Annotated in this window: 11 protein-coding genes; 7 read left to right on the top strand and 4 right to left on the bottom strand. The window is 65.1% G+C overall.

What is annotated here, in order from left to right; genetic code table 11:
* Positions 1 to 122 precede the first annotated feature (122 nt).
* The gene (locus tag HOW07_RS14125; RefSeq protein ID WP_175117535.1) at positions 123 to 2,813 is read right to left on the bottom strand and encodes an AAA family ATPase; all 2,691 of its coding nucleotides are present in this window, start codon (positions 2,811 to 2,813) and stop codon (positions 123 to 125) included.
* A gap of 458 nt (positions 2,814 to 3,271) precedes the next feature.
* Between HOW07_RS14125 and HOW07_RS14120 the strand changes: the two genes are divergently transcribed.
* Both HOW07_RS14120 and HOW07_RS14115 read left to right on the top strand, forming a co-directional pair.
* A complete protein-coding gene (locus HOW07_RS14120; protein ID WP_175117534.1) occupies positions 3,272 to 3,982 on the top strand; it encodes a hypothetical protein in 711 nt (236 codons plus the stop codon).
* A gap of 170 nt (positions 3,983 to 4,152) precedes the next feature.
* A complete protein-coding gene (locus HOW07_RS14115) occupies positions 4,153 to 5,802 on the top strand; it encodes a hypothetical protein (protein ID WP_175117533.1) in 1,650 nt (549 codons plus the stop codon).
* Positions 5,803 to 6,594: 792 nt separating this feature from the next.
* Here the strand turns inward: HOW07_RS14115 and HOW07_RS14110 are convergent.
* On the bottom strand, positions 6,595 to 7,041 hold the full coding sequence (locus HOW07_RS14110) for a MerR family transcriptional regulator (protein WP_175117532.1): 447 nt from the start codon (positions 7,039 to 7,041) through the stop codon (positions 6,595 to 6,597).
* Positions 7,042 to 7,108: 67 nt separating this feature from the next.
* On the opposite strand from HOW07_RS14110, the gene HOW07_RS14105 reads away from it, so the two are divergent.
* The gene (locus HOW07_RS14105) at positions 7,109 to 8,107 is read left to right on the top strand and encodes an arsenic resistance protein (protein ID WP_371743687.1); all 999 of its coding nucleotides are present in this window, start codon (positions 7,109 to 7,111) and stop codon (positions 8,105 to 8,107) included.
* Positions 8,108 to 8,566: 459 nt separating this feature from the next.
* Here the strand turns inward: HOW07_RS14105 and HOW07_RS14100 are convergent, their stop codons facing one another.
* Both HOW07_RS14100 and HOW07_RS19515 read right to left on the bottom strand, forming a co-directional pair.
* The gene (locus HOW07_RS14100; RefSeq protein WP_175117530.1) at positions 8,567 to 9,130 is read right to left on the bottom strand and encodes a class I SAM-dependent methyltransferase; all 564 of its coding nucleotides are present in this window, start codon (positions 9,128 to 9,130) and stop codon (positions 8,567 to 8,569) included.
* A gap of 1,008 nt (positions 9,131 to 10,138) precedes the next feature.
* Entirely contained in the window at positions 10,139 to 11,245 is a 1,107-nt protein-coding gene (locus HOW07_RS19515; RefSeq protein WP_175117529.1) for a TetR family transcriptional regulator, read from the bottom strand.
* A 184-nt stretch (positions 11,246 to 11,429) separates the two neighbouring features.
* Between HOW07_RS19515 and HOW07_RS14090 the strand changes: the two genes are divergently transcribed.
* From HOW07_RS14090 to HOW07_RS14075, 4 genes are all read left to right on the top strand, one after another.
* Complete coding sequence (locus HOW07_RS14090) at positions 11,430 to 12,704, top strand: MFS transporter (RefSeq protein WP_175117528.1); 1,275 nt, start codon at positions 11,430 to 11,432, stop codon at positions 12,702 to 12,704.
* A complete protein-coding gene (locus HOW07_RS14085) occupies positions 12,704 to 14,521 on the top strand; it encodes a glycoside hydrolase family 3 protein (protein WP_175117527.1) in 1,818 nt (605 codons plus the stop codon). The genes HOW07_RS14090 and HOW07_RS14085 overlap by 1 nt, the downstream gene beginning before the upstream one ends.
* A gap of 47 nt (positions 14,522 to 14,568) precedes the next feature.
* Positions 14,569 to 15,909, top strand: coding sequence for an aspartate aminotransferase family protein (locus HOW07_RS14080; protein ID WP_175117526.1), 1,341 nt, complete (start codon positions 14,569 to 14,571; stop codon positions 15,907 to 15,909).
* Positions 15,910 to 16,341: 432 nt separating this feature from the next.
* Complete coding sequence (locus HOW07_RS14075) at positions 16,342 to 17,175, top strand: ABC transporter substrate-binding protein (protein ID WP_175117525.1); 834 nt, start codon at positions 16,342 to 16,344, stop codon at positions 17,173 to 17,175.
* Positions 17,176 to 17,203: the final 28 nt, after the last annotated feature.

Genomic DNA, 17,203 nt, shown 5'->3' with positions numbered 1-17,203 from the left:
TCGGCAGTTTCCTGTCGAGGCCCGCACACTCGGGCACGAATCCTCATTCCTCCCAATCGAGAACAGGATCCGGAACGGGATTGGTCGACCAGCAGCCCACACAAAAGCGCGCCGAGCGGCGGTCACAGTGAAACCTCGAGCGACTCGATCCGCGCGGCGGCCCGCGCGAGGTCCAGCCGAGCAGCCTTCGTTCCGAGGTCCACGGTCGGTTCCGCAGCACCGAGCGCGAGCAACTCGGCGATATGCTCGCGGAGGTCGAAGACCCTCGCCGGGAGCACCAGTGTGTTTTGGAGCTTTCCGCGAGTGAGACCGACGTAGACGGCCGCGCCGTTCACTGCACCCGACGTGTAGCTGACGTCAGCGGTCTCACCCTGGGCACCGTGCGCGGTGGATGCGTAGGCCAGGTGAACGTGCTCAGCGATGTAGTTCGCGGGCACGTTTCGAACACGGCTTGGGTCCGAAACGGATTCGAGCGAGGCGTGCTCACCGGCGATGCTGCGGACTCGCCAGAGCTGACGGTTACTCACGCCCAGGTTCTTCTCGTTGGCTCGACTCTGAACGAGATCGCCCTCGTAGATGGGCTGCGAGTCCTGCGCGAAGAGCACGAAACCTGGCTGAAGCTCGCTTCGCGAGAGTCGTAACCGCTGGATCGTGTCATTGATGCACTGCGCCTCCTCGTTCGTCGCTGTCACCAACGCAACACGTAGCCCAGCCGCGGTGTCTGCGAGATACCGTTCAGCGAGGTAGGCCATCGGGTCCTCGCCAGGCTCCAACTCGACGACATGCCCGCCAGCGATGAGACGATCTGCCACGGCAAGCCGATCATCTTCATTCCGTGCATCGCGCAGGGCAATCGTAAGCTGCGCATACTCGCGGTCGACCGCTCCGTCCGGCTTGCGGAAGCGGTGTACGTCCTCGAGATCGACGCGGGCTGTCGCAGCTTCGGTCGCCAACAGCATCGCTCCCGAGTGTCCGACTGGGCGCAACTGCATCGGGTCCCCGACGAAGGCCAGATCAATGCCGGTTTGCTCTGCGGTGATGCAGAGCGCGCGTGCGGCCTCGAGGTCGAGCATGCCGGCCTCGTCGACAACTACCCGATCCTTGCGTCGGAGTCGGTAGCGGCGAGCGATCGGGTTAGTTGGACGTTCCCAGGTCCAGACATCGCGGCCGGCGTCATCTGTCTTCCAGGTCCAGCCATGCGCTCGGAGCATCTCGTGCACGCTCGTGGCATCTGCGCCCGTCTCGGCACCGACGACTTGAGCGGCCTTTCGCGTTGGTGCGAGCAAGAGCGGGCGACGGCCGTTGCGGCGGAGCAGGTCGCAGGCAACGCTCAACATGGTCGTCTTGCCCGTTCCGGCGGGGCCGGTCACGGTGACGAGCCGATCGTTGCCCGCCAGCGCTGCGGCGGCGGCTCGTTGCCCTTCATCGAGCGAGCGACCGGCTGGAAGGGACGCGCGCTCGGCGCGGAGGACCGCCTCTTCGGTCAGAGATCGTCCGGGGGACGAGAGTTCGATCATGCGGCGCTCGACGTCCCGTTTGAGCGTCGCTGTGTGATTCGAGAGGTAGCCCTTCACCTGTGGCGGCACTTCGTCGGCGCCGAGCAAGTCCGCGCAGCCCTCGTCGACGGCGCGCTGAATAACCTGCTCGATCAGTGGCTCGAGCAGGGATCGCTCAGCGACGACACCTGTTGTGGCGAGTGCCCGGAGCACCCCGGAGCGGACATCGAATCGGCTGAATCGTCCTCCACTCGGGGTCGACCGTTGGTCAGCATCGGCGACCGCCCGCCTCGCAAGCAGATCGATATCGAGATCATCGAGGTTGCTCACTCTCGGTGCCGCTGGCGCTCGCTTCTCGGCAAGTTTCGGGTCGAGTTCGATGATCTCGTCCCGGACCAGATTCACCCAGTCCGCTTCGTCGATTGCGGGAGGCTTCGCGGGGCGCTTGTGCGCGTAGGCCCACTGATCGATGGCGGTCAGATCCTGCGGAGCAGGTTCAACGCCAGGGTGTTCGAGCCGCCACTCGTCGAGTCGATTGGCTCGGTTCCGCTCGATCTGACGAGACCGCTTCGACAACGGTCGCACGATGTGGGCGAGCTGCTCGATCTCGCCGTCGTCGCCGATGCTGAAACCCCTTCTGGCGAGGGCGGCGATCCACTCTGGGTCCGTCCTCGCCGCGAGGTCGCCCTCCGCGTTGATGACGGTCTGGAAGCGGAGTGCTACGCGGGAATCGATGTTGCTCCAGCGCCCGTCCTCTCCGAGCACCTTAATGTTGAGCCACAGATGACGGTGCTGGTGGGGATCAAGTGCGCGCGACCGGGCGTGGCGGAGCTCCACGATCTCGATACGCGTCAGCGGCATGCGGCGGTGGCCGGCTTTCCCCCGACGGGCATTGAGCTCACGCTGCCAGGCCAGAATGATGCGTTCGCGGAGGCGATCCTGGAGTGCGTCGTAGGCTGCCGCGACCTCCGGATCGAGGATCGCCGCGACAGAGAACGACTTCGACGCATTGATGGTGGCGTCAAGGAGCAGATCTGCTCGAGGTGAGGGGTTCCGGATGCCGCGCATGACCTCGGTGTCGGGATCACGGCCGGCGACCCAGGCGGCGAGTTTCTGTCGGTCGAGCTGGTCAGAGGTGACCTGTTCGTTCTCGACGATGAAGCGGGTGACGGTCTCGGGTGCGTAACCGAGCGCGCGGGCGATGCCAGCGGGGGTGCCGACAGTTGCATCGCAGGATCCACCGAGCGCGTAGTCGACGGCCTGCCGGAGTCCTTGCGAAACGATGCCCCGCTTCCACCTGACCATGCCGCCGCGCACGAGTGCCTCCCTGCCAAAGGCGGTCGTTCCGCCTCGCTAGCTCTTGCCGCTGGTGGACAGCCGGCGCGGACGTGGCCACCCCGGTGCCTGCGTGCATCCCTGACTCGGCACCCCTGTCCGTGTCGCCTCCGGCCCCGGGTCGGGGGCATGTCCCCTCGCCCCTCCTTCATTGGCGGCCCCGTCATGGATGCCCGTCGCTGGTCAATTGGTGCCAACACTCTGAGCTATGTCGGACGCTCAAAGGCAAGGCGAGCGGAGCGAGGCGCGGCAGCCCGAATGCGGGACCGGAGATGTGCCCGCGCGCCGCCGGCCTCGACAGCGTTGGGGTGGGGATGGGCCGACGCCGAACAGAGCGCCGAAGTCGCAGGAGGCGTCCGCCTGATCATCGGGCCCTCCACAAGAGCAGGAGGTGACGCACCAGCGATCACCTCAACTCGCGCAAGCGACGGAAGGACACCATGACACTGCCCCTCTCGCTGCAACTCGCAGCGACCGCGTTGAGTGCGACCGCGCTCGGTACAACCGGTCCAGCGATCCCACTCGACGCGCCAGCACCCGCAGCCGTTGTTACCGCCTCGGGTTCCGCGAGCCCCTCCCAAGCGGAAGTGGGCGACTGCGTCGGCTTCGCGCTCGACGTCTCGGGCACCCAAGACGGCATCGCGATCGAACCGATCACCGCGGCGCTCACAGGGCCGTACGACGGCTGGCCTCCGGTCGGCTCGATCGCCGACGCAGCGACGGTCGGCTCGTTCTCCGCGACCTGGACCGGCTCCGAGTGGAGCTACGACGGCGACTGCGTCAACGTCTCGGCCGCCGGCGGGTACGCCTGGACCCTCGACAACCCGAACGATCCGGAGGGTCTCGACCTGATCATCCATGAGTCGTCAGTCGTCGATGTCGCCGAACCGGCCGTCGTCGACCCGGAGGACGGCGATGAGACGGAGCCCCCCTTCGACGACGAGGGAGAAGGCGACGGGACCGCCATCGACGTCGTTGCAGATCGCTCTGGCGGAAGCGTCGGGACCAGGCGTCCGCAGCTCGCCGTCACCGGCGCCAACGAAGATCTCTTCGTAGCCGGCGCGGCGGGAGGTCTGCTCGCAATCGCGGCGGGTGTGGCGCTCGCTGTGCGGAGCCGACGAAGCCGAGCTCGGGTGGAGGAGGCGGCATGAGCCGCAGCATCCTGAGCGCGGCCGGCGCGTCGATTCTGCTTGCCACCACTTTGAGCTTGCCTGCCCTTTCGGCGAGCGCTTCGGTTCCCGCCGCGGAGGACACGTCAGCCACTGCGGCCAGTGCCACTCCGTCCCCTCGAGCCACTACCGCATACGGCTGGGGCCAGCTCGTGAACTACGTCACCCCGGACGGTTCCCTCGCGTACTGCCTTGATGTCCAAGCCGACTGGCCAGCTGGTGCCACCGGCGGCGGAACGCTCGTCGGCGGCATCGGCGCAACAGCCGGGACGCGCGACGTCGGCGGCACGGAACTCGCAATGCTCAACGCCGGCCTGTCCCAGTTCGGGCAGACCACCGACAACGACACCGCAGCAGCCGTCGCCGCGTTCGTCTACGCCTTCACCTCGCAGAACCACCCCGGCTATGACGGCGCTATCCACTACATCAGCCAGAAGGCCGACGGTCACGATGCCGCCGTGACCGCAGCGTTCAACAGCATCTGGGCATGGGTCAGTGAGAACTGGGCTGCCGCGGCCGGCTCGAACACGGCGACCACAACCATCTCCATGACCGACAGCACCACCGGCTACATCGATGTGACCGTCGACCCCGCCGCGGCGACCGGCACACTCACCCTCACCGGCGCGCACGAGACCAGCACCGGTGCGGCATCGGTGGCCGTGGGCAACAGATCTCGCATCGACATCACCGGCGACCCCGCCGACGGCATCGCGGACTACGACATCCGCGCCGACGGCTCCTGGAGCACGCCCGGCGACTACGCCTCCGAGGCATGGATGTACGAGACGCCGGGCCAGCAGCGTCTCGCTCGCGGTAGTGACAACCGCTCCCCCGTCCCGTTTACCTCCGAAGCCAGCACCACCACCTCGACGACCTTCCAACCGATCGTGACAAGCGAGATGCAGCAGACCCTCGTCCCCGTCGGCGGCACCATCATCGACCACGCAACCTGCGACCTCTCCCCCGACAGCACCAGCTCCACCTGGCGGCGCAACCGAGACGGCGAAGGCGTCGAAGTCACCTGGGACATCGCAATCTACGCCAAGCTCCCCGGCGAAGACAGCCTCCCCAACGTCCCAGAAGGCCGCCCCGCGCTCGGCACGGCCACCGCCACCTGTGACGAGGTCGGCGACGTCATGGAGGCCAGCTTCCCCCGACCTGACGAAGCCGACGGCCCAATCACCGCAGTCTGGTCACTCGACCTCGACAAGCAATCCGACACGACCAAGTCCGTCCTGCAGGGACCGTGGCACGACGCGTTCGGGCTGCCCGACGAGACCACGGTCATCCCCCGTGTCACAACGAAGGCCGTGCCGTCGGTGATGGAGGGCGAGCAGTACGGCGACACCGCCCACCACGAAGACGTCGCCCTCTACCCCGACACCGCCGTACAGACCTTCACCGCCTACCGCATCACCGACGGCCAGCCCGCCTGCGATGCCACAACCGAATATCTGCCGGAGTCGGCGCCGATCCTGGTCAGCGGCCGCACGGATGTGCCCGGTCCGACATTCACTGCCACCCGCGACATGGGCGCCGGCGTCAACTGGATCGAGCGCACGTATGCCGATGACACGAAGCAGGTGCTCCTCAGCGAAGGTGTCTGTGGGCAGGATGGTGAGCAGACGCTCTTCATCGACCGCCCCGGACAGAAGCTCGCGAGCACCGGCTTTGACGGTGCCACTCTCGCCGCCGGCGCTGCCGCGACGATGCTCCTCGGCGCCTCACCATTCGTCGTTCGTGGTGTCGTGCGGCGTCGAGTCAGCCTGACCGACTCGAGCGAGGGACTCGCAGGATGAGCGTAGAACAGACGAGCCCCTCATCGGACTTGAGCCAGGATCAGCATGGGTGGGTGAGGGCCTATCGCTATGGAACGCGACTGGGAGATCTCCGTCCGTTCTATCTGGACGCCCACAGCGACCCACGTCAGGCTGAGGAGGATATTCAACGCAGAATCGTCAAGGCACAGCTGGATCTGCTTCTCCGGTTCACCGGGGCGTCCTACTTCGACGTCGACCCCGACCCCGATTCCTGGCTCGACACGTTCTACGTCCTGGCAGGAAAATGGAATGGTCGAGATGCCGGGATCGAGGAACAATTGGAGAGCATCGACCAGGTTCTCTCGCAGACCGGTGGGCCGCTCTGGCGTCCGGACTTGTACCTACCCTTGGATGACGTTCGCGAATCAGCTTTGGGCACTGTGCTAGCGGCCCCAGAAACCGCACCCTCGATTGCCGCTTCGAGCTGGCGAGAGCCGCCTCGTCTGGCCGATTGGACTCCGGATGAGGACCCGGCTTCGGAATACCTTCAGAAGCTACGCGCCAGTCGCAAAGCGGCACGGGAATCGGGCGTGCCCGAGCATTCCGAAGACGCGCTGCCACTGGATTCAAGGAATCGGCTTGCCGAGCTAGCTCAGAAGCTCTCAAGAAGCGTCCTCAGACCGCGCTCAGGCGATACCCACCGCGACGCTCATCCACCGCGCCAGCCCAGGTCCAGCGGGGGTCTGGAGCTCTAGAGCGATCCGCTCTGTGCGATGGGCAAGATCGACACTCCTCAGGATTCGACACTCGGTCAACCACTCGTGACTCAGGTCAATCAGGCGTCGAGAACCTGCCGGAAGTATCGCCCGGGGCCATGCGTTCTAACGGGTGAAACACGCATTCGGTCGAGCAGTGTTCGGCTCGATCTGGACAGTTCGCCAGCCCCACATCCGCCTGGTCGAGGCGGGTGCGCAGCTCGTCGAGGCGGGCGCGTTTCTCGTCGATCTGGCGCACCCGTTCCGCAAGGAGTGGGCGGAGCTGGTCGCGAACGTCGGTGCAGGAGTCGTCCTCCAGCGACCGGAGATGCCGACCGATGTCAGCGAGTGGCAGACCGAGTTCTTTGCTCGCTTCGATCAGATCGAGCCGCCCGAGCACGGCGGGGTCATAGTCCCGGTAACCGTTGCGGGTGCGGCCGGGGGTGATGAGGCCGATGCTCTCGTAGTAGCGCAGTGCGGTCGGTGCGACGCCGGTGCGTTTGCTGACCTCTGAGATGCGCATGCGCCGATCCTACGGCCGGGAACCGGGCTTGACCTTCCAGTGGCTCGAACGTTTACGGTTGAGCCTCGTGCCCCTCAACGCTCGGTCCCAGCTCGTGACGGCGATCGTGCCGTGGCTGGAACGTCACCAGATCGTCCTCTACCTCGCGGCGATCGCTGCTGGCGGCGTCCTCGGACTGCTGCCGCCTGGCGCGCATCATCTGGAAGTGGCGATCGAGCCGGTCCTCGCGCTACTGCTGTTCGCGACGTTCCTCGGGGTGCCGTTCGCCGCGATCGGCCGCTCGCTCCGCGACGTCCGGTTCCTCGCCGCGGTCGGGGTGGTGAACTTCGTCATCGTCCCGGTGGTCGCCTACGGGCTGTCGCGGTTCGTCGCGGATCAACCGGCGCTGCTGTTCGGGGTGCTGTTGGTGCTGCTGACGCCGTGCATCGACTACGTGATCGTGTTCGCCGGCCTCGCCGGAGGAGCCGCGGAGCGCCTGCTCGCGGCGGCTCCGCTGCTGATGCTCGCGCAGATCCTCTTGCTGCCGCTCTACCTGCTGCTGTTCATCGGTCCCAGCGGTGTCGCGGCCGTCGAGCTCGGCCCGTTCGTGCGCGCGTTCCTGCTGCTCATCGTGCTGCCGCTGACCGCGGCCGCCGTGACGCAGCGGCTTGCCAAGCGGCACCGGATCGGACGTGGGATCGAACGCACCATGCTGACGCTCATGGTGCCACTGATGGTAGCCACGCTGTTCACCGTCGTGGCCTCGCAAGCAGGGGCGGTGAGCACCGCGGCCCTGCAGTTACTCGTGCTCGTGCCGCTCTATGCGGCGTTCCTCATCGTCATGGCGTTCGTCGGCACGGGTGCCGGGCGCCTGTTCCGCCTCGACGTCCCGGCAACCCGTGCCATGGTGTTCAGCGGTGCCACCCGCAACAGCCTCGTCGTCCTCCCACTCGCGCTCGCGCTACCCGCGTCGCTGGCGCTCGCGCCGGTGGTGATCGTCACGCAGACGCTCGTCGAGTTGGTCGGCATGGTCGTGTTCGTGCGGCTCCTTCCACGGCTGGTTCAGGACCGAAAATCGGTCCGCTGATCCGACCGTCACCTGTGAGTAACTCAGGCGCCGAGAGCGCTGATACTTGCGCAATCCGCTGGGGTCACCCGTATGCAGCACAAGCCGCTGGGAGCAGTCACACGACAGCCGAATCAGTGCCCACGGAAAAGGAACCGGCGGCCAGTTACTTCCCGTCCGTTCAGGTATGGGAATCGCCGGTTTGGTTCTGGTTGTCACTGTCGGTCTCCTTCGAAGCCGTCGGCGTCGAACCCGTCGTCGGGTCACACCACGCATGATGGTCGATGCGCGGTGAGCGGATCGACGAGTTACGGCCCGCGCAGAATCTACGTCGCGATACAACCCGTTCCGTCGAGCAACGGCTCCGCGACTTGGAGGTCTAGCGCCCAGTGCAAGCGGTGGCGCCGACCTCCGGGTCGGCGCCATGTTGTGTTTCTCCTGACACGCCTCGTCTGGGAGGGTGGCGCCCAGTGCCAAGGGCTACGTCGCTGTGGCACGGATGAGGAAACCGTTGAGGGACTCGTTCTGGTAGTCGACCTCGAACGAGGCTCGGGCGAGGTCGCGAGTCACTGCTCGAGCCGAACCGCCCGATTGCGGGCTGAGGGCCAGCACTAGCGAGGCAGGAGCGCCGTCGATGACGCGTCGGATCTGTTGGAGCGCAGCAGGTCGATCCGCCCAAAAGTGGACGTTGTCTATGGCCAGGACAGCATTGAAACGTCCCGTGGCGAAGGGCATCTGGTTCGCCTCACCGACAACCAGTTCGAGACGCCCGTTGCGAACAGCGTCATCATTCCTGGATCGCGCGCGACGGTGCATCAGCAGCGAAGGATCGAGACCGGTGACCTGTCCTCTGGGCACGAGAGCGAGCAGCGCCTCCAAACCCATTCCTGGCCCGAATCCGATCTCCAGCACGTGCGCCGCATCGCGAACATCCAGTGCCGCCGTCGCGAGCTCGCGCAGCGCGGATCCGGTCTTCTCCATAAGATCAGCGCCCCGCTCTCCATCCGCGCCCCTCGGGACGACGAATGTATCGAAGATGTTCATTCCCATCCCTGAGGTCGCTCTAACTCGCCTACTTGGCTCAGCCCATTAGCGCACACGACAGGCCCGTTACGTCAAGTGCACTGTCGGCCCCAAATGTGTCCGCCACAACCGAGTTCCGACCTACCGCCTTCGGAAGCGTTCCCGAGCACCCCTTGCGTGACGAGGCAGAAACGTTCGTTTGCGGCGCGCACTCGCCGCAGGGCTGAGAGGTCTCACGTTTACAGCGACCGGCCCCACCTCTGCATCATCACCCTGGATATGCAACGGCTTGCAGGATTCAGTCCTCTCCGGACCAGGCTGTCATGGTTGCCTTTCGCTATCGGCATCGTCGTGGGCGCAGGTATAGCGCCGAAGCTACTGCTGAGGAGCGCCCCCGCTACGTCGCCGCCCTCGATGCAGTCTTGCGCGATCGGCGTGTTCGGGTTCTCGACGATTGCCGTCGCAGGCGGCTCCTGGACGCTGAAGGCTTCCGCGATACTTCTCGTAGCGCTCGGCGTCGGGCTGGGAACGACCTCGCTCATGCAGGCTGCCGTCTACGGAGTCGCACCTGATCGAGCTGGCATGGCGTCAGCGCTACTGAACACCGCCCAATAGATCGGTATGGCCTTCGGCCTCGCAATCCTCGCCGGCGTCGCCGACAGCATCACGTCGGTTAGCGGTGGCACAGGCGCATAGGTGCTCGTAGACGGGAACAGGACCGCCCTAATCGTCGGCGCAGGCATTCTACTCGGAGCCGCGGTCCTAGCTTTGTTCACCCCCAACAACGTGGGTGTCGGGGGTGCCCTGAACTTGCAGTTCATTGCACCGGTGCGGTCCCTCGAGCATCTCGCATACATCGAGAGTGGCCTACGGCTGTCGAGCAAGTGCAGCAATGGGCTTACAGCGGGAGTCGTGCGCGGCGGCAAGCGCAGGTGGGGGCAGTTGAACGATCGGCGTCATCTCTCTTGAGCGTCATGGCCCGCCATCCACGCGTTCAATCGGCTGGGTTCTGGTGGAGGCGCACGGGGTTCACTGGTGCTGGAGTACCTCCGCGACGTGGGCGTTGAGAATCCGGGGCAAGTCGGACGCGCTATCGAACCCGGTTTCAAGTATCGACTGGTACTGCAGGCCGTCCCACAGTGCGATCAGCCGTGTCGCTTCGAACCGTGCATCCAGGTTCAGACTCTGGTCCGAGGCCGCGCGAGCAAAGAGGTTCTCGAAGTAAGCGATCGTACGGACAAATCGTTCCCGGAAGTACCCATGGACGGGATGTTCGAGCGACACGGCCTCTGTGGACAAGACGGCATAGAGACCGATCAGCCCGCTTTCCGCTCCTGCATCTCGCGCGGCCTCCACCCCGACGGCGAGTAGTTCCTCCGTCGGATCGAGTACCGCACCCGCTCGCCTCGTGACCATGTCGTTGTCGCGTTGTCGCATGACTTCGGCGAACAGGTCGGTCTTGCTGGGGAAGTGGTGTCGCAAGGTGGAGGGCGCGACGTTCACCCGCTCGGAGATCTCTCTCATGGTGGTGGCCCCGAATCCGTTTTCGGCGAACACTGTCGTGGCATCGGCCACGATCCGCGCCCGGCGCCTATGCCCCGGCTCGTATCCGCTGCGTTCAGTCAAGACGGTGTCGATCGCCAGGGGCCGCGGGCGAAGGGCGGGTACAGAACCGCCTCCATCCCCGCTCGCTGTGTCACGTGCAAACAGCCCGGGAGGATTCAGCTCCGGGAGATACCGGCTGATGACGAGCAGCCCCTCCCACACTGCCACCCGAGTGCGCACCCCGTCAGATATGGGCTTGGACTCATCCGTCAGCAGTCGTCGGTGATGGGAATGCGAGGCGGCCTGATCGCTACCCCCGGTCATGGCACGCGAGAGGAGGATCGCTGACAGAGCGGCGTATCCGTCCACGCTGCGTGATAGCCGGGCCGCCACCTCAACCGTGAGTGGGCTGGAGCCCATGACTTGACCGGTCTCGTCATCGAATTCCTGTGCGACGGCGTCGAGCAGCGCCTCTTTCGACGCGAAGTGCTTCAGGAGACCGGGACGCGAGATTCCGACCCGGTCTGCGATGTCCTGAACCGTCACTGCCAGCAGATCGTCCTCCGCGAAGGCGCGGCGTGATTCGCGCACGATGCTCTGTCGTGTTCGCCAAGCAGCATCGGCTCGGGACACCTGCGTACTACTCACATGCACCAGTTTGTCATGAGGTCGAAACCCAAAAGTTACACTCGGGGCTATTTTGAGTTACATAAGCAACGAGATTCAGTTACATTGAGAGCCAGAACTTTCATCTGGCCATCCTGAGGAGCCCGTCGTGACAGAGAAGTCCACTCCATCCCCTACCCGATCCACACCCGTCGGCCCGACATCCGCCGCCTACTTACCCACGCTGGGTCTGGCGAACTTCGGCATCTACCTGGCTGTTCTTACGCCGGTGTTCGTCTCGCTGGCGTTCAAGCTGGAGCACATCACGTCGAGTCGCGAGGAGTCTCTCGGCGCGCTCAGTCTGGTGATGGGCGTCGGGAGCCTGTTCGCGATCATCTTCAACCCGCTGGTTGGGCGGCTTTCAGATCGCACCATGTCCCGGTTCGGGATGCGCCGTCCATGGTTGATTGGTGGAACCGCAATCGGGTTCGGTGCTCTCGTCGTAATCGGTCTCGCGCCCAACGTGTGGGTGGTGCTTGCCGGATGGTGCCTTGTTCAGGCGTCCCTCAACGGTGCGCTTTCCGCACTCAATGCCACCATCGCTGACAAGGTCCCTGTCTGGCGGCGCGGGCTCGCATCCGGGATCATCGGCATCACGACATCGCTCGGGATTCTCGGTGGAACGTTCGCGGTCAACTTCCTCGATTCCGATCTCACTCGCTTCGCCGTGCCCGGCGCGGTCGGACTGCTCTTCACGATCCTCTTCGCCCTACTGCTGCAGGACAGCGTGCGTCTCGTTCGTCCCGCCGAGCGGTACGGCTTCAAGGAGTTCATCGGCTCCTTCGCGTTCAACCCACGCAAGAACCCAGACTTCGGCTGGACATGGCTTACCACCTTCCTCGTGATGTTCGGATACGCCGGCGTCGCGACATTCCTACCGCTCTACCTGACCGACAAGTTCGGCCAGACCGAGAACGAAGCGATCACGGTCATCCTCATCGCCAACCTCGCCGCAGTCGGAGCGCAGGCGATCTCTGGTCCGCTCGCGGGCTACCTGTCGGACCGGTTCAACCGCCGGAAACCGTTCGTCCTCGCCGCCGGCCTCATCATGGTCGGGGGGCTCGTGGTTCTCGCCTTCGCACCCGATGTGAGCATCGTCATCCTGGGGCAGGGCCTGATCGGATTCGGCATCGGCTCGTTCCTGTCAGTCTCCCTCGCGTTGGCCACCCAGGTGCTGCCCGATGTCGAGGACACGGCAAAGGATCTCGGCGTGATCAACATCGCCAACGCACTGCCGCAGTCCATTGCGCCGGCCATTGCCCCGGCGGTCATCGCACTGGGCGCCTCCACCGCGATCGGCGGGTACTCGCTGTTCTACCTGGTGGGTGCCGCAGCGGCACTCGCTGGCGCACTCGTCGTCTACCGCGTGAAAGGAACCAAGTGATGCAGGAACCTACCAGCCAAGAGGGGACCGAAGTCGACAAGAGCTACTTCGACACCGGCCGGAGCGTCTCGGAGCGCGTCGAGATCCTCCTGAGACAGATGACGCTCGAGGAGAAGGCTGGACTGTTCTTCCACACGATGATCACGATGGGTCCTGACGGGGAGCTCTCGACGGGCGACAGGGAGTTCGATCTCCCTTCCAACAGCGAGTACGTGGTCGGTCGCCACATGAACCACTTCAACCTCCTCACGGGCGGCACCCCGGAGGCGATGGCGACCTGGAACAACAACATCCAACGATTGGCGGCAGGAACCCGGTTGGGCATCCCGGTGACCATTTCCACCGACCCGCGGAACTCGTACAGCGACAACCCCCTGGCGGGCCTCCTCGCTGGATCGTTCTCGGTCTGGCCGGAGGCACTCGGTCTGGCCGCGACGCAGGACGAGGACCTCGTTGAGCAATTCGCCGACACCGCCCGCCAGGAGTACACGGCCGTCGGCATCCGCGTCGCCTTGCATCCGCAGGTCGACCTGGCGACGGAACCGAGATGGGCACGGCAACTGGACACGTTCGGTGAAGATGCCGAGCTGACCAGCAGGCTCGTGACCGCGTACATCCGCGGGTTCCAGGGAGCGGAGCTCGGGCCCACCTCCGTTGCCACGATGACCAAGCACTTCCCCGGCGGCGGGCCGCAGAAGGACGGTGAGGATCCCCACTTCGCTTACGGCCGTGAGCAGGTCTACCCCGGGGGCATGTTCGATCACCATCTCAAGCCGTTCATCGCCGCAATCGCAGCGGGAACCACGCAGATGATGCCGTACTACGGCATGCCGGTGGGGACCGAGTTCGAGGAAGTCGGCTTCGGCTTCAACAAGTCGGTCATCACAACGCTCCTGCGCGAGCAGCTCGGGTTCGATGGCATCGTCTGCACCGACTGGGGACTGCTCACCGATGCCGTCGTCGACGGCGAGCCGTTCCCTGCTCGGGCGTGGGGTGTCGAGCATCTGACACCGCGCGAGCGGATGCGGAAGGCCATCGATGCCGGCGTCGACCAGCTTGGCGGCGAAGCCGCTCCCGACGGGCTCGTGTACCTGGTCGAACAGGGCGAGATTACCGAGGAACGACTCGACGAATCGGCCCGCCGACTGCTGCGCGAGAAGTTCACCCTCGGACTATTCGACAACCCGTACGTGGACGAGACTCGCGCAGCCCGCATCGTCGGAGCACCCGAGTTCCGGGAAGCAGGCCTCCGGGCACAACGCGCATCGTTGACACTGCTCACCAACCGCGAGTCGGCCGGCGACGGGATCCTTCCCCTGGCGCCCGGACTCCGGCTGTACGTGGAAGGAATCAACGCGGCTGTAGCGTCCCAGTACGGGACCGTGGTCGATGACCCCTCCGCAGCAGACGTCGCTATCCTGCGCATTCACGCCCCGTTCGAGAAGCGCTCGACATCGTTCGAAAACTACTTCCATGCCGGATCCCTCGAATTCTCCGCGGACCTGATCGATCACATCGATCGAGTTGCAACCGAAGTGCCGACCATCGTCGACGTCTTCCTTGACCGGCCTGCGATTCTCGGTCCGATCGTCGAGTCGGCAGCTGCCGTCATCGCGAACTTCGGCGCCGATCCCTCCGCGCTCCTCGACGTCCTCACCGGACTTGACGCTCCCAGGGGTCGACTTCCCTTCGACATCCCTTCCAGCATGGAGGCGGTCGTGGCATCTCGTTCCGACGTGCCCTTCGACACCGCTGACCCGCTCTTCGCGTTCGGTCACGGACTCACCTTCCCTGCCCGCCGTCGCACCACTCCCTGACCCTGCTACCCACGAACCTTTCACCGAGACCGACCAAGGAGACCACAATGCTCACGCTCGAATCCGCCACTCGTCGCTTCAGCGAGAGGTTCGCCACATCTGCCCAGCTCACCACGGAGGGTCGGGAGGTGATCCCCGGCGGCTACAGCCGCACGTCTTTCAACTTCGGCCCCCACGCCGTGTTCGTCGAGGGCGGTGACGGTGCGTACATCGACACGGTCGACGGACACCGACTCCTGGACCTGAACAACAACTTCACGGTCAACATCCTCGGTCACGGCAACCAGGCGATCAGCGAGGCGCTCATCGCGGCCATTCCTTCGGGTACGTCGTTCGGCAACCCGGTCGCGGAGGAGGCGGCACTGGCGCGGATTCTCATCGACCGCGTCGCCTCGATCGACATGGTGCAGTTCTCGTGTTCGGCGTCAGAGTCCGTGATGAGTGCGATTCGCGTTGCACGCGCGTTCACGGGAAGAACCCTGATCGCGAAGTTCGAGGGGGGCTACCACGGCTTCACCGACCCGGTCAGTGTGTCCGCCCACCCGCACGGTGGCGAGGAATACGGGTCAGACAGCAAGCCCCGTCCGGTCGCCGACAGTGAGGGCATCCCTGACGCGGTCGTCGAGCACGTGGTGATGCTCACGCAGAACGACGAAGCAGGCACAGAACGCATCCTCCGCGAGCACGCCGACGACCTCGCCTGTGTGATCGTCGAACTCGAAAGCGGCGCGGGCGGCCACGTCGTGCTGCGAAAGGGGTTCGTCCAGATGCTGCGTCGGGTCACCGCTGAACTCGGCATCCTGCTCGTCATCGACGAGACGATGACCCTGCGGGCCTCGTTCCACGGCATGCAAAACACATACGGCATCGATGCGGACATCACCGTGATGGGAAAGATCATCGGGGGCGGGCTACCGCTTGGCGCGATCGGCGGCCGCGCAGACGTCATGGGCCTGCTCGCCGATGGCAGGGTGCCGATTTCCGGGACTCACCACGGGCACCGGCTCGCCCTGATCGCCGGCATCGCGTGTATGACCGCACTCGACGAAGCGGCGTACGACCGGCTCAACACGATGGCCGGGCGCATCCTGTCCGAGGTCGGTGAGTGGACCGCGGCGCGGCGGAGTCCGTTCACGATCTTTGGGAGCGGCTACTCATCACTCGCCTACGCGTACTGCGTCGAGGCGGGAATGACCGTGGAGACCCAACGGGATCACTGGCGCAACGTCGACGCCGAGAAGACACAGACCTTCTCGCTCGAACTCGCGAATCGGGGCTTCTTCCCCGTCGCTCGCGGTGAGTTCTCGCTGTCGCTGGCGATGACCGACGACGACGTCACGTCGTACATCGAGACTGTGAAGGACATCATCACCGACCTCGAGGCCTAAGCGCGGTCCATGGTTTCAGGCTCGGCGCGGCTATCCACTCCGACCCCCGTTCCGATCGAAAGAGAACCAGCATGAGCCGCCACGCGGTTATCGATCCTGCCATCGGCGAGCGCCTGGTCCAGCGCAATAGCTCGCTCACAGGAGCCCGTCGGACCAACGTGCGGCTCGTCTTCTCGCGAAACGAGCTATTCTTCTACATGACGTAGAACTGCGTATCCGCGCTAGTGAAGGAGCCCCATGCGACCCCCTGCCCGACGAATCGTCTCCTCGACAGGGGCTGCCTCGGTCTTTCTCATGGTTGCCACCGCTTGCGCCGGGAGCGGCGCACCGGGTTCGACTGCGCCCACAAGCGCCACTGCCGCGACCGGGTATCCGGTGTCGTTGGAGAACTGCGGCCGGACCATCACCGTCGACTCTGCGCCGGACCGTGTGGTGAGCCTGTGGCAGTCCAATACCGAAGCACTCCTTGCGCTCGGACTCCGGGACAAGATCGTCGCGGTCCAGGCGGACTACGCCCCCTACCCGGACTCGGTCGCGAAGGCGGCGGATGGGTTGCAGACCATCGGGAGCATGATGGGGTTCCCGCCGAAAGAGGTTCTGTTGAGCGAGAAGCCGGACTTCGTCACCGGGCAGGTGCTGGAAGGGTTCGCGTTCGACGCTTCACAGGGATACGCGTCGGTCGAGCAGCTCGAGCAGGCCGGGGCGACCGTCTACGGCGCCAACCTCTGTGGGGCGACCGATTCACAGAGCACGAAGATCTGGAACATCGACTCCGTGTCCAAGACGCTCCGCGACTACGGCACGATCTTCAACGTCTCGGCGAAGGCCAATGAAGTTATCGCTCGGCTCGATGCCGAGAAGGAGGAGGTCGTCAAGGCCGTCCGGGGCAAGCCGACGGTGAAGACCGCGTACTTCAACGGCGGATCCGGCCCCGTGATCGTCCTGGCGGGCGGTATCTACGATGACCTGATCAGCACGGCCGGCGGCAAGAACGTCTTCTCCTCTGACTCCGTCTACGTCAGTAAAGAGGAGTTCGCCGCCTCGGACGCCGACGTCATCCTCGTCGGCACGTTCCCGGGCCAGGACTTCGCGACGCAGAAGGCGTTCCTCGAGGGGAACTTCCCCGACCTCCCCGCGGTGAAGAACGGTCGGATCAGTGAGGTGCCGACGCAGGAGACCGACTCGTCGATCTCGGTCATGGTGGGCCTGACGAAGATCGCCAACGCCCTCCACCCCGATCTGGATCTTCCGGTTCCCTCCTCGTGACAGCAGCTCCCGCACCAGCACGGACACA

This window comes from Plantibacter sp. MCCC 1A11337 (assembly GCF_013349365.1).
Lineage (GTDB): Bacteria > Actinomycetota > Actinomycetes > Actinomycetales > Microbacteriaceae > Plantibacter > Plantibacter flavus_A.
Note: the sequence above shows the minus strand (reverse complement) of the source record. Positions and strands in the feature narration are given on the sequence as shown.

What these genes read in the sequence shown, in the direction of transcription:
- HOW07_RS14120 (WP_175117534.1), top strand. Translation starts at nt 3,272, where the DNA reads ATGACACTGCCCCTCTCGCTGCAACTCGCAGCGACCGCGTTGAGTGCG.
- HOW07_RS14110 (WP_175117532.1), bottom strand. Translation starts at nt 7,041, where the DNA reads ATGCGCATCTCAGAGGTCAGCAAACGCACCGGCGTCGCACCGACCGCA.
- HOW07_RS14100 (WP_175117530.1), bottom strand. Translation starts at nt 9,130, where the DNA reads ATGAACATCTTCGATACATTCGTCGTCCCGAGGGGCGCGGATGGAGAG.
- HOW07_RS14085 (WP_175117527.1), top strand. Translation starts at nt 12,704, where the DNA reads ATGCAGGAACCTACCAGCCAAGAGGGGACCGAAGTCGACAAGAGCTAC.
- HOW07_RS14080 (WP_175117526.1), top strand. Translation starts at nt 14,569, where the DNA reads ATGCTCACGCTCGAATCCGCCACTCGTCGCTTCAGCGAGAGGTTCGCC.